Annotated in this window: 18 protein-coding genes; 9 read left to right on the forward strand and 9 right to left on the reverse strand. The window is 68.1% G+C overall.

The window, feature by feature from the left end; translation table 11 throughout:
- Positions 1-426 (reverse strand): Bax inhibitor-1/YccA family protein (locus V6D00_06810; protein ID HEY9898876.1); only part of this gene is annotated, 426 nt, incomplete at its 3' end.
- Positions 427-574: 148 nt separating this feature from the next.
- Between V6D00_06810 and V6D00_06815 the strand changes: the two genes are divergently transcribed.
- The 5 genes from V6D00_06815 (at position 575) to V6D00_06835 (ending at position 4,857) form a co-directional block, all read left to right on the forward strand.
- On the forward strand, positions 575-2,155 hold the full coding sequence (locus tag V6D00_06815; protein ID HEY9898877.1) for a YiiX/YebB-like N1pC/P60 family cysteine hydrolase: 1,581 nt from the start codon (positions 575-577) through the stop codon (positions 2,153-2,155).
- Positions 2,156-2,238: 83 nt separating this feature from the next.
- The gene (locus tag V6D00_06820; GenBank protein ID HEY9898878.1) at positions 2,239-2,814 is read left to right on the forward strand and encodes a 3'-5' exonuclease; all 576 of its coding nucleotides are present in this window, start codon (positions 2,239-2,241) and stop codon (positions 2,812-2,814) included.
- Between the two features lie 67 nt (positions 2,815-2,881).
- Positions 2,882-3,634: a hypothetical protein gene (locus V6D00_06825; protein HEY9898879.1), complete on the forward strand. Its 753-nt coding sequence runs from the start codon at positions 2,882-2,884 to the stop codon at positions 3,632-3,634.
- Positions 3,635-3,720: 86 nt separating this feature from the next.
- Entirely contained in the window at positions 3,721-3,951 is a 231-nt protein-coding gene (locus V6D00_06830) for a hypothetical protein (GenBank protein HEY9898880.1), read from the forward strand.
- A 90-nt stretch (positions 3,952-4,041) separates the two neighbouring features.
- Positions 4,042-4,857 (forward strand): C39 family peptidase, encoded by an 816-nt coding sequence (locus tag V6D00_06835; GenBank protein ID HEY9898881.1) that lies wholly within the window; start codon positions 4,042-4,044, stop codon positions 4,855-4,857.
- On the opposite strand, the gene V6D00_06840 is transcribed toward V6D00_06835, so the two are convergent.
- The 3 genes from V6D00_06840 to V6D00_06850 are packed head-to-tail and all read right to left on the reverse strand — an operon-like array spanning position 4,854 to position 7,791.
- A complete protein-coding gene (locus tag V6D00_06840) occupies positions 4,854-5,672 on the reverse strand; it encodes a carbohydrate ABC transporter permease (protein HEY9898882.1) in 819 nt (272 codons plus the stop codon). The genes V6D00_06835 and V6D00_06840 overlap by 4 nt on opposite strands.
- A complete protein-coding gene (locus tag V6D00_06845; GenBank protein HEY9898883.1) occupies positions 5,669-6,559 on the reverse strand; it encodes a sugar ABC transporter permease in 891 nt (296 codons plus the stop codon). The genes V6D00_06840 and V6D00_06845 overlap by 4 nt, the downstream gene beginning before the upstream one ends.
- Complete coding sequence (locus V6D00_06850) at positions 6,556-7,791, reverse strand: sugar ABC transporter substrate-binding protein (protein ID HEY9898884.1); 1,236 nt, start codon at positions 7,789-7,791, stop codon at positions 6,556-6,558. Before V6D00_06850 ends, V6D00_06845 begins: the two co-directional genes overlap by 4 nt.
- Positions 7,792-7,823: 32 nt before the next feature.
- Here V6D00_06850 and V6D00_06855 point away from each other — a divergent pair, with 32 nt between their 5' ends.
- Together V6D00_06855 and V6D00_06860 are read left to right on the forward strand one after the other, a co-directional pair.
- Positions 7,824-8,786, forward strand: a complete 963-nt coding sequence (locus tag V6D00_06855) for a GNAT family N-acetyltransferase (GenBank protein HEY9898885.1) — start codon at positions 7,824-7,826, stop codon at positions 8,784-8,786.
- Complete coding sequence (locus V6D00_06860) at positions 8,783-9,844, forward strand: phosphotransferase (GenBank protein HEY9898886.1); 1,062 nt, start codon at positions 8,783-8,785, stop codon at positions 9,842-9,844. Before V6D00_06855 ends, V6D00_06860 begins: the two co-directional genes overlap by 4 nt.
- Positions 9,845-9,969: 125 nt before the next feature.
- On the opposite strand, the gene V6D00_06865 is transcribed toward V6D00_06860, so the two are convergent.
- From V6D00_06865 to V6D00_06875, 3 genes are all read right to left on the reverse strand, one after another.
- Complete coding sequence (locus V6D00_06865; protein HEY9898887.1) at positions 9,970-11,205, reverse strand: clostripain-related cysteine peptidase; 1,236 nt, start codon at positions 11,203-11,205, stop codon at positions 9,970-9,972.
- Between the two features lie 165 nt (positions 11,206-11,370).
- The gene (locus V6D00_06870) at positions 11,371-12,567 is read right to left on the reverse strand and encodes a DUF2225 domain-containing protein (GenBank protein HEY9898888.1); all 1,197 of its coding nucleotides are present in this window, start codon (positions 12,565-12,567) and stop codon (positions 11,371-11,373) included.
- Between the two features lie 28 nt (positions 12,568-12,595).
- Positions 12,596-14,977, reverse strand: coding sequence for a putative glycoside hydrolase (locus V6D00_06875; GenBank protein ID HEY9898889.1), 2,382 nt, complete (start codon positions 14,975-14,977; stop codon positions 12,596-12,598).
- Positions 14,978-15,209: 232 nt separating this feature from the next.
- Here V6D00_06875 and V6D00_06880 point away from each other — a divergent pair, with 232 nt between their 5' ends.
- Positions 15,210-16,079: a hypothetical protein gene (locus tag V6D00_06880; GenBank protein ID HEY9898890.1), complete on the forward strand. Its 870-nt coding sequence runs from the start codon at positions 15,210-15,212 to the stop codon at positions 16,077-16,079.
- Between the two features lie 61 nt (positions 16,080-16,140).
- On the opposite strand, the gene V6D00_06885 is transcribed toward V6D00_06880, so the two are convergent.
- Positions 16,141-16,809: a hypothetical protein gene (locus V6D00_06885; protein ID HEY9898891.1), complete on the reverse strand. Its 669-nt coding sequence runs from the start codon at positions 16,807-16,809 to the stop codon at positions 16,141-16,143.
- Positions 16,810-16,935: 126 nt separating this feature from the next.
- Positions 16,936-18,078 (reverse strand): hypothetical protein, encoded by a 1,143-nt coding sequence (locus tag V6D00_06890; protein HEY9898892.1) that lies wholly within the window; start codon positions 18,076-18,078, stop codon positions 16,936-16,938.
- 395 nt (positions 18,079-18,473) lie between these two features.
- On the opposite strand from V6D00_06890, the gene V6D00_06895 reads away from it, so the two are divergent.
- Positions 18,474-19,541 (forward strand): serine/threonine-protein kinase, encoded by a 1,068-nt coding sequence (locus V6D00_06895; GenBank protein HEY9898893.1) that lies wholly within the window; start codon positions 18,474-18,476, stop codon positions 19,539-19,541.
- Positions 19,542-19,574 lie beyond the last annotated feature (33 nt).

Below are 19,574 nucleotides of genomic sequence, written 5' to 3' on the forward strand. Positions count from 1 at the left end.
GCCGTTCTCGGTGGCGCGGATCAGGCCCGAGCGATAGGCCAGCAGGAGGCTGAAGAGGGTGCCGAAGGTGAGGCCGACCGCCTGCATGGGCAGCCCGGGGTACAGGCCCTCGGCGAAGGCCGAGACGCTGCCGAGCACGAGCCCCTCGAGGCCCGCGTAGAGCGGCGCCGTGAGCGGTGACCACTCCTTCTTGAAGACGGTGACCAGGGCCACGACCAGGCCGCCCAGGAGCCCGAGGCCCGACAGGGCCGGCAGCAGCGCGGGGTTGGTGCCGGAGAGCTGCCAGGTGATGCTCGCGCCGGCGACCAGGATGAGGAGCGAGAGCAGCGTCTTGTTGACTGTGCCCGGGACGGTCATGGCCTCCTCGCCTGCCCAGGGGCGCGATTCGAAGGTCTTGTCGGTGAGGGTGGGGTTTCCGGATCGCATGGCTTCCTCCTGCTGAGTGGACGGCGTTCAGGGTTCCATCCCCCGATTCTACCCCGTCGAGGGCGCGCGCGGGGACGCAAGGATCGGCGATCCGTCGCGGATGAAAGGGATAGGACGCAAATTCATGCCTTCATGCCGGAGTCGCTCCATGTTCAAGATCGAGACCGCCCTCGGGTCGCTGCGCTCCCTCTTCTCGCGCCGGGTGCAGCCCAAGACGGAACAACCCACCGAGCTCGAGCCGCCGCGCGCGACCTCTCGCGACGCCCTTGCCCTCACGCCTGCCGTTCCCGCCGCTCCCAAGGCCCCGCCGAGCACCGACGGCCTCGGCGCCGAGGAGATCCGGCTGCTCGGGGCGGGCCTGTTGCCCCACAACTATGCGGAGCTGAAGGCCTGCCTCGAGAAGGACGGCCGGGAGGCTGCGACCGCCCTGGGGCGCAAGGGCAAGGAAGGCCCCTTCTCGCCCCGCTACGGCGACCCGGTCGCCATGCTGGAGGCGGCGAGGCGGATCGCGAGCGATCCGGAGCTGTCGCGCATGGTCGAGGACGTGCGCAAGGGCGACATCCTGGTCCAGACCTGGAACAGCGAGAACATGGTCTCCGAGATGACCAAGGGACCGTTCGTCCACACGGTGATCTGCGTCTCGGACGAGGCGCCGCCCGAGTTCGTCGAGGCCATGGGCATCACGGGCGACCCCGACGCGCCGGGATCGAGCGTGGTGCGCCGCAGCCCGATCGCCGAGAACTCGTACCAGGCGGTCAGCACCCGCATCATCCGCCCGACCGAGGGCATTCCCGAGGCCGAGGCCGCCAGGGCGATCGATCGCGCCGTCCGCTACGCCGAGAGCCAGCTCGGCAAGCCCTACGACTACTCCTTCACCAACCGCAACGGGGACCAGAAGCTCACCGACGCCTTCTACTGCAGCGAGCTGACGTATCTGGCCTACGCGAGCCCGAGCGGTGCGAACATCTCCTTTCCCGTCTCCAAGTCCAGCGACCGGGACCAGCTGATGGTCGCCCTCGAGTCCGTGATCGACGCCCTGCAGCCCAAGGACCGGGCGGCGCTCATGGACCGCACGATGAAGTTCGTCAACAAGAGCCCCAAGCCCGACGCCAAGGCCATGGTGCGCTACCTGGTGGACGAGGTCATGGCCAAGTGCGACGCGACCGCGGGCATCTGCAAGACGCCGGGCGCGCGCGCGCGCCTCAAGGAGACCCTGGGCAAGCTCCTGGCGGGCGAAGGCTTCTCGCGCTTCGAGGGGGCCGGCGCGGCCTACCGAAAGGCGGAGGCGGACGGCGCCTTCGAGGGGGTGACGGGCTTCTTCAAGCGGCAGCAGGCGCGCGGAGCCATCGGGACCGGCTTTGTCATGGACGCAGCCGCTCTGGTGAGCCACAGCGGGGTCAACTACCTCGAGGCGGCCAGGACCGCCAAGGACCTCCTGGCCGCCGTCCTTCCCCACGCCGAGACCTTCGCCTCCTACCTCTACGGTCCCAAGGACGGCCGCACCCAGGCCGTCGGCAAGCTGCTCGACGGCCTGGAGTGGATCCAGGACGAGACCGGCAGCCTGCCGCTACTAGGGGAGCTGATCGACGATCTGCCCGAGCGCTCGCGCCCGGCGATCAAGTCGGACTTCGTGAGCCCGACCGACATCGCCTACGCGCCGTTCACCCACCGCGACTACAACGTCAAGCCGGGCCACCCGCTCGATCCGCCCGCCGACGGGGCGGCATGATCCCTTTTCGGCCGCCCAACTGGGCGGCCGAACTTGCTATAATGGCGTGGTTACCGCCTTCCCTGCCAGGAGCTTCCGCCCCCATGAGCCTGCCCACCAAGTTCTTCGTCTTCGACTTCGAGACCACCGGCACCGATCCCGCCAAGCATGCGCCGATCGAGATCGCCGCCATCGTGCTGGACATGGCGACCCTGAAAGAGGTCGATCGCTTCGAGACCCTGATCAAGCCGTTCGAGGGGGCCGAGATCGACCGGGAGGCCATGGCGGTCAACGGCATCTCCCCCGAGGATCTCAAGGGTGCGCCGGACCCCGAGACGGCCTTCCGCAACCTCAAGGCCTTCGCCGAGCGCCACGGCATGATGTATGCGGTGGCCCACAACATCGACTTCGACTGGGACTTCCTGAAGGCCGCCGAGATCCGGCACAAGGTCTGGGCCGTGCCCCTCGAGAAGCTCAAGATCGACACCCAGGCCCTGGCCGTGTGGGTGCTCGGCCGCAATGGCCAGCTCAAGGGCCACGGCCTCAAGAGCCTCCTCAACGCCTTCAGCATCAGCAGCGAGGGCCACCACCGCGCCATGTTCGACGTGGAGCAGCTCTGCCAGGCCATCCGCAAGCTCGCGGACTTCAAGCCCGCCATGCAGATGGGCCTCTTCGGCTAGGCCCATGCGGACGGCAGGGCGCCACCTACTCGTTGCAGGGCTCGCAGCGCTCGCTCTGAGCGCCTGCATGCCCAAGCAGAACTTCGAGGCAACCACCACCGCCGAGGGCCACCTCAAGGCGAGCGATGCCGCTGCGCACTCCAAGGCGATCCTCAGGCGCGAGGGGAGCTGGGTGACGGTCCAGGACGCCTATCGCTTCGACCTGACGCGGCTGGTGGACGTGGACGCGGGGTACCTGCCGCGCGAGGTCACCGACGAGGCCGCCCTCACCCGCGACGAGGTCGTCGTCTCGACCGCGATCCACGGGGCGTTCGGCCTTGGGACTTTCAACGCGGTCCTGGATCGGGTCCACTCGCCCTGGGCGCAGGCGATCTACGATCGGACCCAGGTCGGGCGCCCCTTCCTGGTGCGATCGCTCTCCTCCCACCGGGACGACTACTTCGTGGTGCCGGTCTTCTTCCGCGGGCGCTGGGCGGTGGCGTGCCACGTGGGCCTCGCCGCGCGCGGGACCTACTACAGCAACGGCTACACCGTCCCGGACATGCCGACCGAAGGGGCCGAGGCCGCGTCGGTCTACGGCAGGCAGCGCCTGGATCGCCTGATCGTCGAGCGCTTCGAGGCGCCCGTGGCGCCTCCCGAGCGGGTCTACGCCGAGACGAGCCCGCCCCAGCACGATGCGGTGCTCGGCTACCTCTGGAGGGTCGAGACCCCGCGCCGTCACGTGCTCGTCGACGTCTGCGGGCGCGTGGCGACCCTCAGTCCCGAGCAGAGCGCGCGCATCAGGGCCGGCGCGCGCCTGGATGCGCCGATCGCTTTTTAAGCCTGCTCAAAAACGGAGTTCATCTTCACGCAATAATCACGTGATAACCTTCCCTTGGCTGTCTTGCCGTCACGGGAGGTTATTTCATGTTCATCACCCTCAACGAAGTCGTCTACGAAGTCACCCCCAGCCCGGGGGGGCTTGTCTTTCGCCGGCTCAACAGCGATCGCGAGGTCTTCACGCCCTGGGCCCGCGTGCTGGACAACTCGTTCCCGGTCGAGCCGGGCGCGCACACCGACCAGATCCTCGAAGGCAACCTGAGCGTCCGCGAGTACCTGGCCGGTGAGGACGCAGCGGCCCGCAAGAAAATTTCCTGAACGATGGAATGATGGGGCCGGGTGTCAAGATTTTGTCGCGCGCGGGGAATATAGAACCAAGCGACCATCTTGACCGAGAGGGCCCCCTTCATGAGCAACAAGATCACCGAGCCGTCCTCCGGGGCCGCCGCCGCTTCCGCTGCCGCGGCCAGGCTGCGCGCCTCGTCTACCGGCGCGGGCAAGGACGCCGCTGCCGCCGCGAGCAAGCCGCCGTCGAGCACCGATCGCCTCAACCAGACGGTGAAGCGCAAGCAGCTCGACGTTCCTTTGCTCTACCAGTACACGGGCAAGGCCCAGAACGCGTGCGGTACCACCAGCCTCACCATGATCCTCCAGCACTTCGGAAAGAAGATCACCCGCGAGGAGGTCGACGCCAAGATCCGGGCCATGGACGGCCCGACGGATCCCGACGAGATCGTCTCCTTCGCCAGGAAGCAGGGCCTCAGCGCCGCCATGTACAACAAGGGCTCGGTCGATGAGCTCAAGCAGTTCCTCGACAAGGGCATCCCGCTGGAGGTCATGATCGACCCCGACGCGAACCCAAGCGACACCACGCTGCACTACGTGGTGGTGACGGGCTACGAGACCGACCCCAAGACGGGCAAGACCAATCTGCTCATCAACGACCCTGCGTGCCTCGAGCCCCAGCGCGTCAGCCAGGAGGAGTTCGAGAAGCAGTGGTCGAGCCTCAAGGTCAAGAACGTGGGGACCGGCCTCGACAACTTCTTCGTCGCGATCGCCCCGGGCGGCACCGAGCTGCCCCGCTCCCGCACCAAGGGTGCAGGCGTGGCCCTGACCGTCCTGGACGGGATCGCCGCGGGCGAGAAGGCCGGAGGCCTCGGCAAGAAGGTCGCCGAGGGCGCCAAGAGCGCCTGGAACACCGTCAAGGGCTGGTTCGGGGGCTAGTCCTTGACCGCACCCTCCAGCAGGCCGCGCACGAAGTACTTCTGACCGACGGCGAAGACGGCGATCGCGGGGAAAACCGCGATCGCCGTCGCCGCCATGAGCAGGCCCCAGTCGGTGGCTTCCTTCATGCTGCTGCGGAAGGCGGCGAGCCCCACCGGCAGGGTGCGCAGGTGCTCGGAGTGGGTGACGACCAGGGGCCAGAGGAAGGTGTTCCAGGAGGCCAGGAACTCGAAGATGGCGAGGGTCGCGATGGCCGGAAGGGCCGTCGGCAGGGCCACGCGCCAGTACATGTCCCATGGCGAGCAGCCGTCGATCCGCGCGGCGTCCTCAAGCTCGCTCGGCAGGTTCAGGAACCACTGCCGGAACAGGAAGATCCCGAAGGCCCCCGTCAGCCCCGGCAGGATGAGCGCCTGGTAGGTATCGACCCAGCCGAAGAAGGCCATCAAAGAGTAGAGCGGCACCAGGTTGATGTAGATCGGCACCATCATGGTGGCCAGCACCGCGAAGAAGAGGGCGTTCTGCCCCTCGAACCGCAGGCGCGCGAAGGCGAAGCCCGCCATGGAGCCCGTCACGACCTGCCCAACGACCGTCACCAGGGCCACCAGCAGGCTGTTGGCGAGGTAGCGCAGGATGGGCGTTTCCTTGAGGGCCTTGGCGTAGTTCGCAAGGGTGGCGGGCTTCGGCCAGAACTCGGGCGGGTAGGCCACGGTCTGGGCGTAGGTCATCAGCGAGGTGCCCACCATCAGCAGGAAGGGAGCGGCCATCAACAGGGCGCCCACGGCGAGGACCAGGGTCGCGAGGTGGCGTGGCTTCATCGATCCTCCTCCTGGTGGCTGAGGGCCTTGCGGCTCCACCACTGAACGGCGCCGAGCAGGACGAGGAAGGCGAAGAGGACGTAGGCGAGGGCCGAGGCCTTGCCGAGCTTGAAGTAGGTGAAGGCGTTCTGGAAGAGCCAGTACCCGAGAATCGTCGTCGAGCGATGCGGGCCGCCCTCGGTCATGAGGTAGACGGTGTCGAAGGTCTGGAACGCGCGGATGGTCGCCATCATGGTGACCATCACGAGGGTCGACCCGAGCAGCGGAAGGGTGACGAACCGGAAGCGCTGGATGGCCCCGGCCCCGTCGAGGCTCGCGGCCTCCAGTTGCTGGGAAGGGATGGCCTGCAGCCCCGCGAGCACCAGCAGCATGTCGTAGCCGAGGTTCTTCCAGACGCTGACCACCACGAGCGAGGGCAGGGCCCAGTGAGGGTCGCTGAGCCAGCGCACGGGCCCCAGGTTGACCAGCCCCAGCAGGGCGTTCAGCAGGCCGCTGCGCGGATCGAAGATCCAGCTCCAGAGGATGGCGCCCGCGACCATGGAGGTGACGACCGGCAGGAAGTAGGCCGTGCGGTAGAGGCCGAGTGCTCGGACCTTCTGGTTCAAGGCGATGGCGAGCCCCACGGCGAGCGCCACATCCAAGGCGACGTAGAGCAGGACGAAGGCCCCGGTCTGCGCGAGCACCCGCCAGAAGAGCGGGTCGCGCCCGAGGTCCGCGTAGTTGGCGAGCCCCACCCAGCGCGGGGCGCCCAGCATGTCCCACTGGGCGAAGCTGAGGGCGAACGAGCCGAGGGTGGGCAGGACCGTGAACAGCCCGATCCCCAGGAGCGCGGGCAAGAGGAGCCAGAAGGCCCAGCGCGATTCCGTGCGGCGCAAGGGGCTCATCATGGGCGGTCCTCTTGCAGGAGCGCATCGATGCGCGCGGAGATGGGGCGCAAGGTCGCTTCGAGTTCAGCCTCGCCGTTCCAGGCAGGCGGCAAGCCGTCGATCAGCTCGTACAGGATCTCGTCGTAGCTGGGGGGGGTGCGGGTGGGCCGCGCCGCGGCGATGACGTCCAGGAAGACCTTGCTCGAGGCGGGCGGACCCGAGCCCAGGAAGGCGCTCGAGTTCGCGACGTCCGGACGCGAGGGCACGATGAGGCCGCTCTCGGTGAAGGCGGCGATGCTCTTCTTGCTTGCGAGGTAGCGCACCAGGCGCCAGGCCTTCTCGGGTTGCTTGCTGCTCTTCGCGATGCTCCAGCCCGAGGCGTCCGCGTCCACCACCGAGCCCGTCTTCCCTCTCGGGAAGGGGGCCACGTCCCAGCCGAAGTCCAGCTTCTTGCGGAAGCCGGGCACCACCCAGCGGCCACCCACCATCATGGCGAGCTTGCCCTGCGCGAAGAGCTGGCTCATGCGGGCGTTTCCGACCTGGGCCTCGGTGGGGGCCACGTGATACTTCGTCCGCAGGTCGAGGTAGCGGTGGAGGGCGGCGAGGCTCTTGGGCTCGAGCAAGGTCGAGCGCCGCATGTCGGCGTCCATCACGTCAGCGCCGTCGCTCCAGAGGTAGGGCAGCCAGTAGAGGGGAAAGGGCGCGAACCCGATGCCGAACTGCTGGTCGCCCTTCGTGAGGCGCTGCGCCTTCTCGACCATTTCCTCGTAGGTCCAGCCCGCATTCGGGTAGGGGACGCGCGCGGCGTCGAAGAGGCGCTTGTTGTAGAAGATGACGAGGTTCGAGAGGTCGCGGGGGATGCCGTAGAGCTTGCCCTTCCACGACATGGCATCGAGCACCGGGCGGTAGAATTCGCTGCGCTTGAGCTGTTCGTCCTTGCGCAGGAACGCGTCCATGTCGCGCAGCACGCCCCGGTTGGCGAAGCCCGAGAGGGTCTGGCTCTCCATGAACAGCACGTCCGGCAGGGTCCCCGAGGCCGCCAGCAGCCGGATCTTGTGGGGGTACTCGTCGGGGATGTGGATCAGCTTGACCTTGACGTCGGGGTTCTCTCGCTCGAAGTCGGCCAGGAGCGGCTTGAGGGTCTCGATCTCCTCGATCGAGCCCCAGGTCGAGAAGGTGACGGCGTCCGTGGCCGGGCGAGCACAGGCGGCGGTCAACAGCGCCAAGAGCGCCAAGAGTCCCTTGAGACGCACCTTCACTCCTTTTGCGATGGTATGATGGCCGCGTGATCGAGCTTCAGTCCTATCGACCCGAGCAGGCCTCGGAACTACTGACCGTCTGGCATGCGGCCATGGGCGATCGCCATCCCATTATGCCCTCCCTCTGGACGGCTAACACCGAGGGCGATCCCGGCTTCGTGCCCGGGGACCTGATCGTGGCCACGCGCGAGCGCCAGGCGGTCGGCTTCGTCATGACCAAGCAGTGGCGCGGCGATTATCCCGGCTGCGATCGCTTCGCCTCGCGGGGGTATCTCGCCCTCATGGCCGTGCACCCCGCCCACCAGCGCCAGGGGATCGGCTCGGCCCTGCTGGAGGAAGCGATCGCGCTTCTGTGTTCGCAGGGGGCCGAGAAGGTCCTGCTCGAGGGAAGCTTCCACCACTTCATGCCGGGGATTCCCGCCTCGAGCCCGGAGGCGCTCGCCTTCTTCGAGCGGCGCGGCTTCTCGCCCTTCAAGGAGGTCTGGGACGTCCGGCGCCGCCTGGACGTCGGGGCTGCGCTGCCTTCGGTCGAAGTGACGCTGCGCGCCCAGCCGGACATCGTCATTCGCCCCTACGCGCCCGGTGAGGAAGCAGCACTCGTCGCCTTCCTCCAGGAGAGCTTCGCCGGCCGCTGGGCGCGAGACACCGACCTCCTGCTGCGCAGCGGCTCGGACGTTCGCCACGTCATGGGGGTGTTCATGGACGGCGTGCCGCAGGGCTTCGCCCAGCTTCACGTGCCGGGAAGTCCTGGGGCCCTGCGCTGGGCGGGCTTCGCTCCCGAGGTCGCGGCACTCGGCCCCATCGGGATGGGCAAGACCCTGAGGGGCCGTGGCCTGGGCCTCGCCCTTCTGGTGCGGGGCCTCGAGGAGCTTCGCGCGCAAGGGGCGCGCGAGACGGTCATCGACTGGACGGACTTGCTTGATTTCTACGGGCGGTGCGGCTTTACGCCGTGGCTGCGCTACACCCTCGCGCAACGGCCCCTGCCATGAGCCAGGCGCCTCTTCTCATCGACCCTGCGGTGCTCGTTCGGGTCGCGGCCGGCTATCCCGAACTCGGCACCTTCGTGGGGATCGTCCGCAACGGCCTGAGCGTCAACTCGGCGGCTTGCCTGTTCGAGACGACGCACGGCGTGTACTTCACCAAGTGTTACGACCCGCGCGAGCGCAGCGCCGAGGCGATTCTCGCCGAGCATGCCTTGATCATGCGCCTGGTGGCGAAGGGCTTCCCGACCCCGCGCCTGCTGGAAACCGCTCGGAGCACGACCCTTGCCTGGGACGAGGGACTGCCCTTCGCCCTCTTCGAGCGGGCCAGAGGAGAGGACCGGTACGCACAGGCCCCGGTCTTCACCCCCTGCGCCTCACCCGTCGAGACGCACGCCATGGGAGCGGCCCTGGCCGCTTTCCACCTGGCGCTCTCGGATTCCCCCTTGCTTGAGTCCAAGCCCTTCCGGGGCATCACCGCCCGCTACCGCCTCATGGCCGCGCCCTCGGTGCGCCACGGCCTCGCTGCCCTCTACGAGGAGGCGCCGGTCCTGGCGCCGTTCCTCGCCGCGCAACCCGAGTGGGAGGCCTGTCTCAGCTGGCTGGAAGAGTGGCACCGGCGCCTCAAGCCTCACCTCGCTCGCCTGCCGCGGGGGATCATCCACGGGGATTTCATCAAGCGCAACCTGTTCTGGCAGGACCGGGCGGTCAGCGACGTCATCGACTTCGATCTTTGGAACGTGGAGGCGTGGGTCTACGACCTGGCCCTCTCGCTCATCCCGGCGGGCTTCGCGTGGCCCGAGATCCTCGCCGGCCGTGCGCTCCCCGACGCCCATCACCTGCGGGCCTTCCTGGAAGGCTACCAGTCGGTCCGGCCCCTGGAGGCGTTCGAGCGTGCCACCTTGTCCTGGGTGGTCTCGACCGCGCGGGTCGAGTTCTACCTGAGCCTGGTCGCGCGGGGCCTGGACAGGCGCGACCGCGCCGAGGCCGAGCGCTTCTTTCGCCTCCTGGTCGATACGCTGGGGTGGTTCGCGGCGAACCCGCGCTGGCACGACGTACTCGCCTGAACCCTCCCCGCCGAGGGCACAAGGAACTCGATTTTATCCCCCCACCCCTAGCCCCGCCCCACCGGGGGGCGGGGAAAACAGTGACGGCCCCCCGGATACCGGGGGGCCGTCTTGCTGCGAAGGGCCTACTTCTGGGTGAGGGCCTTGAGGAAGTTCTTCCAGCCCTCGCTGGAGAAGGCGATGAGGGCGGGGTTGTCGTACTTGGCGTTGTAGGACTGGTTCGCGTTGGGGAAGTAGGCGACCAGGCCGGTGGCGTTGGGACGCGAGGCGCTGTGGACCTCGCTGGTGACGGTGGCGCCGACGGCGGTGAGCACGTCCTGGGCGGCGGCCTTCACCCCGGCCGAGACGTTGCTCGCCAGCAGCTGCTTGGCGAACGAGCCGATGTCGGCGCAGTCCTTGTTGTAGAAGCTCTGGGTGCCGGTGCGGGCCGCGGCGATGGTGGCCTTCTCGGCGGGCATGGCGCCGACGAGCGCGGCCGAGAGGTTGTTCATCGCGGGGACGAGCTTGCCGGTCAGCGCGTCGATGCTGGTGGCCGAGAGGGTGAGGTCCTCGCGGCCGCTGTAGCTGCCGGCGTAGGACTTGACCAGGACGTCGGCCATCTGGGCGGGGGCCGTGGTGCCGGTCACGTTCTTGAGCCAGCCCGCGTAGTCCCAGCCGGCGCCCGGCTCGAGCTCCTCGGAGGCGACCAGGTACTTGGCCGAGCCCTTCATCTGGTAGGCGATCTCGGCGTGGGCCATGAGGCAGGCGTCGAAGCCGACGACGTCGATGGGCTGGCCGGCGACCTTGGCGAAGGCCGGGGTCAGGTTGCTCAGGTCGTTGGTGTTGAGGTGGGTGCCGTTGTCATCCCAGCCGAAGCCCTTGGTGATGAAGTCGCCGCCGCGGAAGATGCCCGAGCCGTGGTCCCAGTAGCTCATCATGTAGTGCTCGGCGGGGTACTTGGCGATCGCCCACTCGCCGAACGCCTTGACCACGTTCACGTCGCCGGAGTTGATCTCCTTGTTGGCGGGGATGAAGGGCAGGTCGGTCATCGGGGTCGAGACGAAGGTGGTGTTCTTGCCGGCGGGGTCCTTCTTGACCTCGTAGACGGCCGAGTCGCCCTGCTTGTTGCCGTCGAAGAGGACGATCACGTTCACGTCGTCGGCGTTGATGCCGGCTTCCATCTCGTTCAGGTCCTGCAGGCCGAAGTTGTAGAGGTTGTTGTCGGCGGCCAGGTGAACCATGACGGTCCACTTCTTGGCGCCCTTGGGCAGCTTGCGCTTGGTGGCGACCTTCTGGTCGTTACCGGTGTTCATGCCGGGGAGCGAGAGGCCGCAACCGGCCAGCATCGAGGTTGCCGCAACAAGGGCCAACAGCTTCTTCATGGACGTGACGTTCTCCTATCAACAGGCGACGACGGAAATGACTTTCAACTGGGCTTTATGTTTGGTTAAAGTGACCTTAACCAACCCTGGTCATAAAGTACCGCATCCGCCGAAAAAAAACCAGTGGTTTCGGCGAATGTGATGAAAATTTTTTAAGCGATTTTTTTACGAGAGCTCGAAGAGGCCGCGCAGGCGCGACATGAGGCCCGATTCGCCGCCGCGTTCGGGCGCCCCGCCTTCTTCCGAGGTCGTGACGGGCCGCGAGAGGTCAGGCTCCTCGCCATCCTGGAGGATGCGGTCGTTGGTCTCGCGGCGCGCTTCCACGGTGCTTGCGATCTCGGCGGCGATCGTGGGGTTGGCCTTGAACAGGGTCTTGAAGGCGACCCGATCGATCTCGAGCAGCTCGGCGGACTCCTCGGCCACCACCGTCGCGCTGCGCGGCTGGCCGCTCAAGAGCGACATCTCGCCGAAGACCTGGCCGGGCTTGAGCATGGCGACCGGCTGGTCGCCGACCGACACCCGGGCGCTGCCCCGCATCACGATGAACATGCTGTCGCCGGGATCGCCCTCCCGGCAGATGGTCTTGCCGGGGACGAAGGTGCGGTTGCGGGTGAGGGCCGAGAGCAGCGCCAGCTCGTCGGCGGCGAGGGATTGAAGCAGCGGCACGGCCTTGAGGTACTCGAAGAAGCGGATCGACTCCTTGGCCTCGTAGAGCTGGTCCTTGGCCATCCGGTAGGTCTCGCCCTGCTTGGCGTCGCTCTGGATGGCCCGCACGAACCACTGGATCGACTCCTGGCCCTGGCCGGTGCGGCGCAGCATCTCGCCGATCAGGAAGGCGACGTGGGCCTCGCTGATCGCCGAGCTGGCGTGAAGGCCCTTGTCGAAAGCGGCCATGTAGGCCGCGATCGCCTCTTCCAGGTAGGCGCGCTCGCGCTTGCGATCGTTGCCGTAGCGGCAGGTCCACGCGAGGCGCAGCAGGATCCCCCCCCGGATCTCGCCGGGGGCGTTGCGCGCCTCGTAGCAGCGCAGGGCGAGCTGCATGCTGAGCATGGCGGCGAAGAGCGTGCGCTCTTCCTTGTTGAAGTCGTGCCGCTTGATCTCGGGGGCCCCCTCGAGGGTGGCCTTGACCGTGGGGCGCTCGCGCTCGGAGAGCTCGCGGAAGTGGTCCTTGAGCGCGGCGTAGCCGCACGCCGGGCAGACCCAGATGGCGTAGAAGAGGGGGTTCGGACCGTCGTAGTAGGGGCAGAAGTCCGCGTCGCGGCGCTTGAGGACCGAGGCCGAGCTCTTGGGGGTGTGGAGCTTGAACCCGTGATTGCAGACCGGGCATTTGAGGTCACGGGGGACCAAGGGCGAATGGCTCACGACGCGGTTCTCCCTGCTTGGGCTGTGGCTAGACTGGCTTCTTGAGCGCCGCCTTGGTCTTCTCGACCGAGCTGACGCCCTGGAGGCCTATGTCGTAGTTGTTCCCCGCGTTCCAAAGCAAGTAACCAATCCCCTTGGCGTCGTCGTTCGCCTTGATCTGGGTGGCCACGTACTCGGGCCCGTAGCCGCGGACCATGAACTTGAAGGCCTGGAGCCAGGGCCGGACCACGATGCCGGTGCCCGCGGTCTTCTTCATGGTGCGCTTGACGCCCTCGTTGACGAAGTAGTAGGGCTCGTTGGCGGGGGACTTGTGGCCGAGGAAGGGCGGGTAGAAGTGCGACGGGTAGACCATGGGGCTGATCACGTCGGCGTACTTGGCCAGGTCCTCGATGCGCTGGCCGGTGTGCTTCACGTCCACCCCCTCGTCCCAGGCGACCACCCCGAAGACGTCGAGGCTCAAGAGCGCCCCGGTGGGCTTGACCACCTGGTAGGCCTCCTTGAGGTAGCCGGTGATGATCGCGTGCTTGGGGGTCTTGGTGGTGTCGAAGGAGTAGTTGATGTCCTGCATGGCGCCCATGGCCGGGAAGCGGATGTAGTCGTACTGGATCTCGTCCACGCCCATGGCGAGGAGCTCCTTGGTGATGCCCAGGTTGTAGGCGCGGACCTCGGGGTTGTTCGGGTCCACCCAAACGAGCTTGCCCTTCTCGCGCCAGGGCTTGCCGCTCTTGGACTTGAGGGCGAGGCGCGGGGCGCGCTGGGCGAGGAAGGCGTCGTGGAAGAGGGCCTGGCGCGCCACCACGTGGACGCCCTGCCGGTGGAGCCTGTCCACCAGCTTGGGCACGTCCCGGATGATGGCGCCCTTGCTGGCGCCCGTGCTCACGGCGAGCGGCACCCGGCTGTCGTAGGCCAGGTGGCCGTCCATGTCCTTGACGTCGAAGACCACCGTGTTGAGGCCGTGGGGCTTCATCTGGTTGACCAGGGTGAAGACGCGCTCGGTGCCCGCCGAGGTCTGGGTCACGTAGATGCCCCGGGCGTCGAAGGTCCTGGGCTTGGGCACGCGCTTGGGCACGACGGCGCTCGCGCGCACGCCGGGGATCTCGATGCGCTTGCCGACCGGGATCCAGCCCTTGAGGCCGTTCTTGGAGAGCAGGGCCTTCTCGAGCGACGGCCGGGTGTAGTAGTCGGTCATGGCCAGGTACATGTTGGCCAGATCGGTCGGATCTTGCCCCTTCTGGACCGTGTGGAAGATCTTCCCGCCCACGTACTCGCCGCCCGCGGGCAAAGCCGCGTTGGCGTAGCCCGGGTGAACGCGCATGGGCGCCGTGGCGGCAGGAGCCGCGGGGGCCGGCGTGCTCGGGCCGCCGCCGCCGAGGACCGTACCGGCCGCGGCTGAAAGCTGGACGGTCTTGCGGTTGCCCACCGCGCGCGGGTTGAGGCGGTCCTGGAGCTTGGAAGGGAAGGTGACGGTGGCGGGGTTGCCGTCCGAGACGTAGGGCCTGAAGGCCTCCTCGTTCACCCCGACGAAGCCCGCAGGGCGGCGGAAGTGCCGCTTCCACTCGTCGTCGATGGCCTGGATGCGGGGCACCTTCATGGCGTTGTACTTCTTGTCGAAGGGCGAAGGCGACGGATCTGCGCCCACCAGGAAGACCGCGGTGTGGCGGTAGGCCTGGCCCTGGGCGCCGCCGGCGATCACCGCCTGGGTGCCGGCTTCGTCCTTGGGGTAGATGCCGAAGGGCAAGGCGAGGGTCGAGAAGGAGTAGGAGCGGCCGAGGGCGTGCACCACCTCGTTCTGGGCCTTGACCATCTCGTTGGTGATCTGGTTCGGGCTCATCTTCTTGAGCATGCCGTGGTTGTAGGTGTGGTTGCCCACCTCGCGCCCGGTCGCAAGCAGGTAGCGCAGCTTGTCGCCCGATTCGGCCGCGACCTCGAAGGGGTTGGGCAGGACGTAGAACGTCCCGGCGCGCCCGAAGTCGGGGTGCTGGGCGTAGAAGGCGTCCATGATCCCGACGGCGCTCTGGGGATCGACCATGGGCTGTCCCTTGGCGTCGCGGCGGACCTTGCCGCCGGCGTCGTGCAGGAACTTGAACTGCTCGGCGGTGGCGTCGTCGAAGGTGAAGACGACGGGCTTCTTGCCCGCGGGCACCTCGAGCTTGCCGTCCGCCAGGTCCTTCGCGTTGACCGTCACGTAGCCGTTGGCGTGGAGCCAGGCGAGGTCCTTGCGGAAGTTGTCGTAGGTGCGGGTCCAGCGGTCTTCCTTGGGGCCGAAGCGGTGGTACTCGAGGACCGGCACCCGGCCGAGCTCGTTGGGGGCTTGGGCGGGGGTCGCGTGGGCCATCAGGCCTGAAAGGGGCCACGAAGCGAGCGCCAGCGCGGCGGCCACGAGGCGTGGCAGCCTGAGATGCTTGTTCACGGGAGATTCCTTCTTTTGAAAGGGGGGTTGTGCGCGATCCGTTACACGTTACCATACCCCGCCGCGGGTCGATCGAACGGCCTTCTCCAAGGGATCCGGGTGAGAGAGGGCGCGCGCGATCCGCAGCCAGGCCACTCCGCCCGAAATCCCTTGGTCGCTTTGTAGAGGCTAGCACTCAAGCGTCCTGCGACAATGGCCGCGCCCTTCTTCGATCCCTTGCCGGAGGTTCGCCATGACCGCACCCGCTCCGCGCTACACCCCCCACGGCCAGGCGGCCGACGAGGCCGTCCATGGCCTCCTGCAGCGCGCCTTCGCGGCGCTCGGCTCCCGCAAGCTCTTGCCCGTCGAGGCGATCGCCCACTACGTGATCGGCGACTACGGCCGCGCGCAGGGGTGGGTCGCCCGCGAGGGGGGGGGCTGGGTTCCCTACGACACCCCCCACCTCCTGATCCTCCTGCCCGAGGACTTCGAGGAGGAGGCGCGGGCGGCCCATGCGGCCATCCAGGCCAGCCTGGAGGAGGTCTGCATGGAGGCCGGGTACTCGCTTCGGATCGATGTCGCCACCGCGCGCGCCCTGCTGGAGCGGGGCAACGAGAAGCTCGCCTTCGAGGTGGCTGGCGGCCGTCACCTCTGCTGGAGCTTCGGCGGCCACGATCCGCTGGAGGCCTTCGTGGGCCTCACCCCCGAACGGCTTTCGGCCCACGGCCTCGTGACGCTGGTCGAGGTCGGCTCATCCCTGCGCGAGATCACGGAATGGAGCGCCAGCGACACCCTGGGGCTGCACCAGGGGATCGTGCGCCTCGCCTTCATCCGCTGCATCGAGGTCGTCAGCGCGCTGGGGGATGCCATCCTCCTGAGCAAGGGCCGCTACGCGCCGAGCCTGGCGGATCGCCTGCGCGCGCTCGCGGCGATGGGCGATGGGGGCGAGGTCAACCCGCAGCTGGTCCAGCTGTACCGGGCGGCGATCGCCCTGCGCACCCGCCAGCCCGAGCCTAGGCTCCCGGCGTGGGCCGAGGTCAAGGCCCTGGGCGCCGAGGTGCTGGTCTGGGCGCGCCACGTGGCCCACGCCCACTTCGGGGCCCAGGTGGCGGACCCGGCGTGACCATCCAAGAAAGGGGCGCGGGAAGATTCCCGCGCCCCTTTCGGTCGTTCAGCCCGGCCGGCTACACCCGGTCCTTCATGCCGCGCCAGATGCCCTTGAGGCCCGCGCCCACCTCGTCGAGGCTCGGCGCGGTGCGGGACTTGAGGAACTTGAGGTCCTGGGGCAGCACGCTGTTGACGGCCTTGGCCGCGGAGTAGCCGACCGTGAGGACCGCGAGCCCGACGGCGTGGGGCTCGCGCGCGAGCACGGTGCCGACCCGCCCCAGGTCGCTGGCGTTGGCGGTGGGGGAGCCCTGCTCGGAGATCGAGGCGGCGGCGAACATGAAGTGCTCGATGTCCCGCAGCTCGTCGGGGGTGAGGTCGCGATCCATGCCGAGCTTCTGGCTGTAGGCGCTCAGCTTGGCCCCGTAGCCCGGCTCCTTGGTCGTGTTGCGCAGGTCGAGCGACTCGAAGTAGGCGTTGTCGAGGTCGCCCCCGTGGTGGGCGATGAGGCGCTCGCTCGCCTCGTCGACGTCGAACGCCTTGCGCGGCGCGGCCTGGGCGGCCTGGGCCCGCGCCACCGCGTCCGAGAGGGACGGGGCCGGCAGGGGGGCGGTTCCCGACAGCTTGAGGCGGTCGGTCCCCTTGGGGGAGGTCGCCGGCTGCGGGGCTTCGAGCGCCGGAGCCGGCTGGGTCGGAGCCTGGGGCCTGAGGGCAGGGATGGCGGATCCCTGGACGCCGTTGATGGGCATTGGAACCTCCAAGGGGGACAGGGCGAGCAAGGAAGCCTTGATCGTCCTATACCCCGTTTTCGCGTCATGGGAACGCCCCCCGGCCATCTCGGCCGGAAGCCGCCGGAAGATATCGCCGCTCGGCGCTCAGACGCCGACGTCGGTGCCGATCTCGCCCAGGGCGTTGTTGAGGATGACCATGCCGCTGATGAGCCCGGTATCGAGGTTGTAGCGCCAGACGCGGCTGCCCACCCCGGTGCAGACCTCGAAGAACAGCTGGCCTCCGAGGAACTTGGCATTGCGCACCGCGGTGTAGGGGCCGTTGAGGCCCAGGTTGGCATAGGGCACCGTGTCGATCAGCCCCGTCTGGCGGTCGAGCAAGAGCAAGCGCTCGCCCTTGGGCCCGCAGACCGTGAAGGCGATGAGCCGAGCGTCAGGGCTGACGGTGACGCGCGCGATGTTGCCGGGGGCCTTGCCGAGCGCGCCCCCGCCCAGCGGCAGGAGCTGGAAGAGGTGCGGGTTCAGGACGTCGTAGAGGTACAGCTTGCCGTTGAGGCTGGCGGTGATCCAGCGCCCGTCGGGGGTGATGTCCACGTCGCACAGGGGGGCGAAGTAGGGCAGATCGGGCCAGAAGTAGTGGTCGGGGCCGAGCTGGACGTCCTTCTCGGCCGCGAGCGCCGTGAGGGTCACGCCAACGGTCGGTGCGAGGAAGCCGGCGGGGCCGAACTGCTGCAGCACCACGTTGCCCCGGACGTCGATGTAGACGAGCAGCCCGGTCTGCGAGATGCGGGGCCTGGCCCCCCAGCACAGGCCGTCCGGCGCGAGCAGGATGCGCTGCTGGGCGATCATGTCGAAGGCGTAGATGCCGCCCGCGAACTCGAAGACGACCCAGCGATCGCCGTAGCACTGGGCCGAGACGGCCTGCCACTGGAACGGGGTGGCCGTGGCGAAGGGCAGGCCCGCGAGCGCCCCGTTCAGGAGGTAGACGTCCTTGGCGGCGTCGTCGTAGACGAAGAGCATGCCGCGGCAGAACGACTGGGCGGTGAAAGCCACGAAGCGACCGCTCTCGAGGGGCAAGGGGGGCTGCGGGCAAGGCTCGCTCACCACCGGGCCCGGGGGCAGCGGAGGCACCGGCACGGGCGCCGCTTGCCCCCCCTGGGGCAGCACGTCCTGCGAGACGGGCGGGAGCGTCGTCGGCCGCGGGGAGGTCGTGGGGGCCTGCGTGCAGCCGACGCTGAGGGCGATCGCCGCGGTGGCGGCGAGCGCGCGGGGGAGCTTTGACATGCGCATGGGGGTCCTGCCTTCCTACGCGAGCCGAAAGACCGGCATGGTGAGGGCTTGAGCGCACCTCTCACCTCGAGCGCGGGCCATGGGGCGGTGGAAGCGGATCCGTTGCAGGCGAGAAGCATCTCGCCGGGCCCTTTGTAACACGCCCTGGCCGAGACGACGTACGTGCGTTTCGCCCAAGTCCGCTCGTGCGAGGCCGCCGGGCGCTCGGGTGCTTGCCGGGGATCGAAGGGGGACGCTGAGCCCGTTCGCGCGGATGGCCCGCCGGCGCCGGCGTGAGGAGGATCACGGGGGCGACCCGGAGGAAGGCTTGATCGGTCATGGGATGCTTGCTACAATGATTTATGAACTTTTGTTAAAAATCTCCCTCTCGATCCGTGCGCACAAGGAGGCTCTCCATGGATTTCAGCAACGTTCCGCGCAGCCCGGCGAGCGAGGCGCCCCCCGAGGTGGTGAACGCCTTTCTCAAGTTCGTCCAGCAGAACCCCAGCATGTTCATGGGAAAGCAGGTCGAGCTCAACGACCTCAAGCAGGCACCGCAGCACATGTACTTCCGCTGTGCCGGCTGTGACGCCCCGGTCCTGAGCGGCATGGAGGAGTGCCCCAGCTGCCGGCGTTCCACCAACCAGACCCTCAAGGCGGGCGACGTCCTCCAGCAGCGCTACCGGATCGAGGAGCGCATGATGAAGACGGGGGGGTTCGGCAACCTCTACACCGTCACCGACATCAAGGAGAAGCGCCCGCTGGCCATGAAGCAGCTGCAGCACCGGCGCCAGGTGAGCGACAAGGATCGCCTCCTCTTCGAGCGCGAGGGGCGCCTGCTCAAGTCCTTCAAGCACCACAGCATCCCCTACTTCTACGAGGCCTTCACGATCGAGGGGGCCATGTACCTGGTGATGGAGCGGATCCAGGGCGTCACCCTCGGCCAGTACATGCGCTTGCACGGCGCCTTCAGCGAGGAGCAGGTCCTCACCCTTCTGCCCCAGATGCTCGAGGTCCTGAGCTACCTGCACCACCTGCGGGTGCCGGTCATTCACCGGGACGTCAAGCCGGGGAACTTCATGTTCACCGAGGATGCGCATGTCTACCTGATCGACTTCGGCGCGGCCACCGACATCCAGCCGCGCACCGATGCGCTGGGCCCTAGCGGCCTGCCCGAGGAGCTGACGGGCGTCTTCACCAAGGGCTTCACCCCGCCCGAGCTCTTCCTCGGCATGAGCCCCATGCCCGCGAGCGACCTCTTCGCCCTCGGGGCGACGGTCCTCTTCCTGCTCACGGCCAGGCACCCCTTCACCCAGTTCGAGCCCATGAGCGGGACCTACCGGCTCGACGAGCTGGGCGTCTCGGCGGGGCTGCGCCCGATCCTCGCCAAGCTCCTGGCCCTCGGCGTCGCCGATCGCTACCAGGATGCCGAGCACGTGCTCGAGGACCTGATGTCGGCGGGCTACATCGTCCCTAACGCCTGACGCGCCGCGACGGCACGCACCAAGGAGGGGCGA

This window comes from Pantanalinema sp., from assembly GCA_036704125.1.
Lineage (GTDB): Bacteria > Cyanobacteriota > Sericytochromatia > S15B-MN24 > UBA4093 > JAGIBK01.

Coding starts and splice junctions, on each gene's coding strand:
- V6D00_06865 (HEY9898887.1), bottom strand. CDS start 11,205: ATGAAGAAGCTGTTGGCCCTTGTTGCGGCAACCTCGATGCTGGCCGGT.
- V6D00_06815 (HEY9898877.1), top strand. CDS start 575: ATGTTCAAGATCGAGACCGCCCTCGGGTCGCTGCGCTCCCTCTTCTCG.
- V6D00_06840 (HEY9898882.1), bottom strand. CDS start 5,672: ATGAAGCCACGCCACCTCGCGACCCTGGTCCTCGCCGTGGGCGCCCTG.
- V6D00_06845 (HEY9898883.1), bottom strand. CDS start 6,559: ATGATGAGCCCCTTGCGCCGCACGGAATCGCGCTGGGCCTTCTGGCTC.
- V6D00_06830 (HEY9898880.1), top strand. CDS start 3,721: ATGTTCATCACCCTCAACGAAGTCGTCTACGAAGTCACCCCCAGCCCG.
- V6D00_06880 (HEY9898890.1), top strand. CDS start 15,210: ATGACCGCACCCGCTCCGCGCTACACCCCCCACGGCCAGGCGGCCGAC.
- V6D00_06825 (HEY9898879.1), top strand. CDS start 2,882: ATGCCCAAGCAGAACTTCGAGGCAACCACCACCGCCGAGGGCCACCTC.
- V6D00_06820 (HEY9898878.1), top strand. CDS start 2,239: ATGAGCCTGCCCACCAAGTTCTTCGTCTTCGACTTCGAGACCACCGGC.
- V6D00_06885 (HEY9898891.1), bottom strand. CDS start 16,809: ATGCCCATCAACGGCGTCCAGGGATCCGCCATCCCTGCCCTCAGGCCC.
- V6D00_06835 (HEY9898881.1), top strand. CDS start 4,042: ATGAGCAACAAGATCACCGAGCCGTCCTCCGGGGCCGCCGCCGCTTCC.
- V6D00_06895 (HEY9898893.1), top strand. CDS start 18,474: ATGGATTTCAGCAACGTTCCGCGCAGCCCGGCGAGCGAGGCGCCCCCC.
- V6D00_06860 (HEY9898886.1), top strand. CDS start 8,783: ATGAGCCAGGCGCCTCTTCTCATCGACCCTGCGGTGCTCGTTCGGGTC.
- V6D00_06890 (HEY9898892.1), bottom strand. CDS start 18,078: ATGCGCATGTCAAAGCTCCCCCGCGCGCTCGCCGCCACCGCGGCGATC.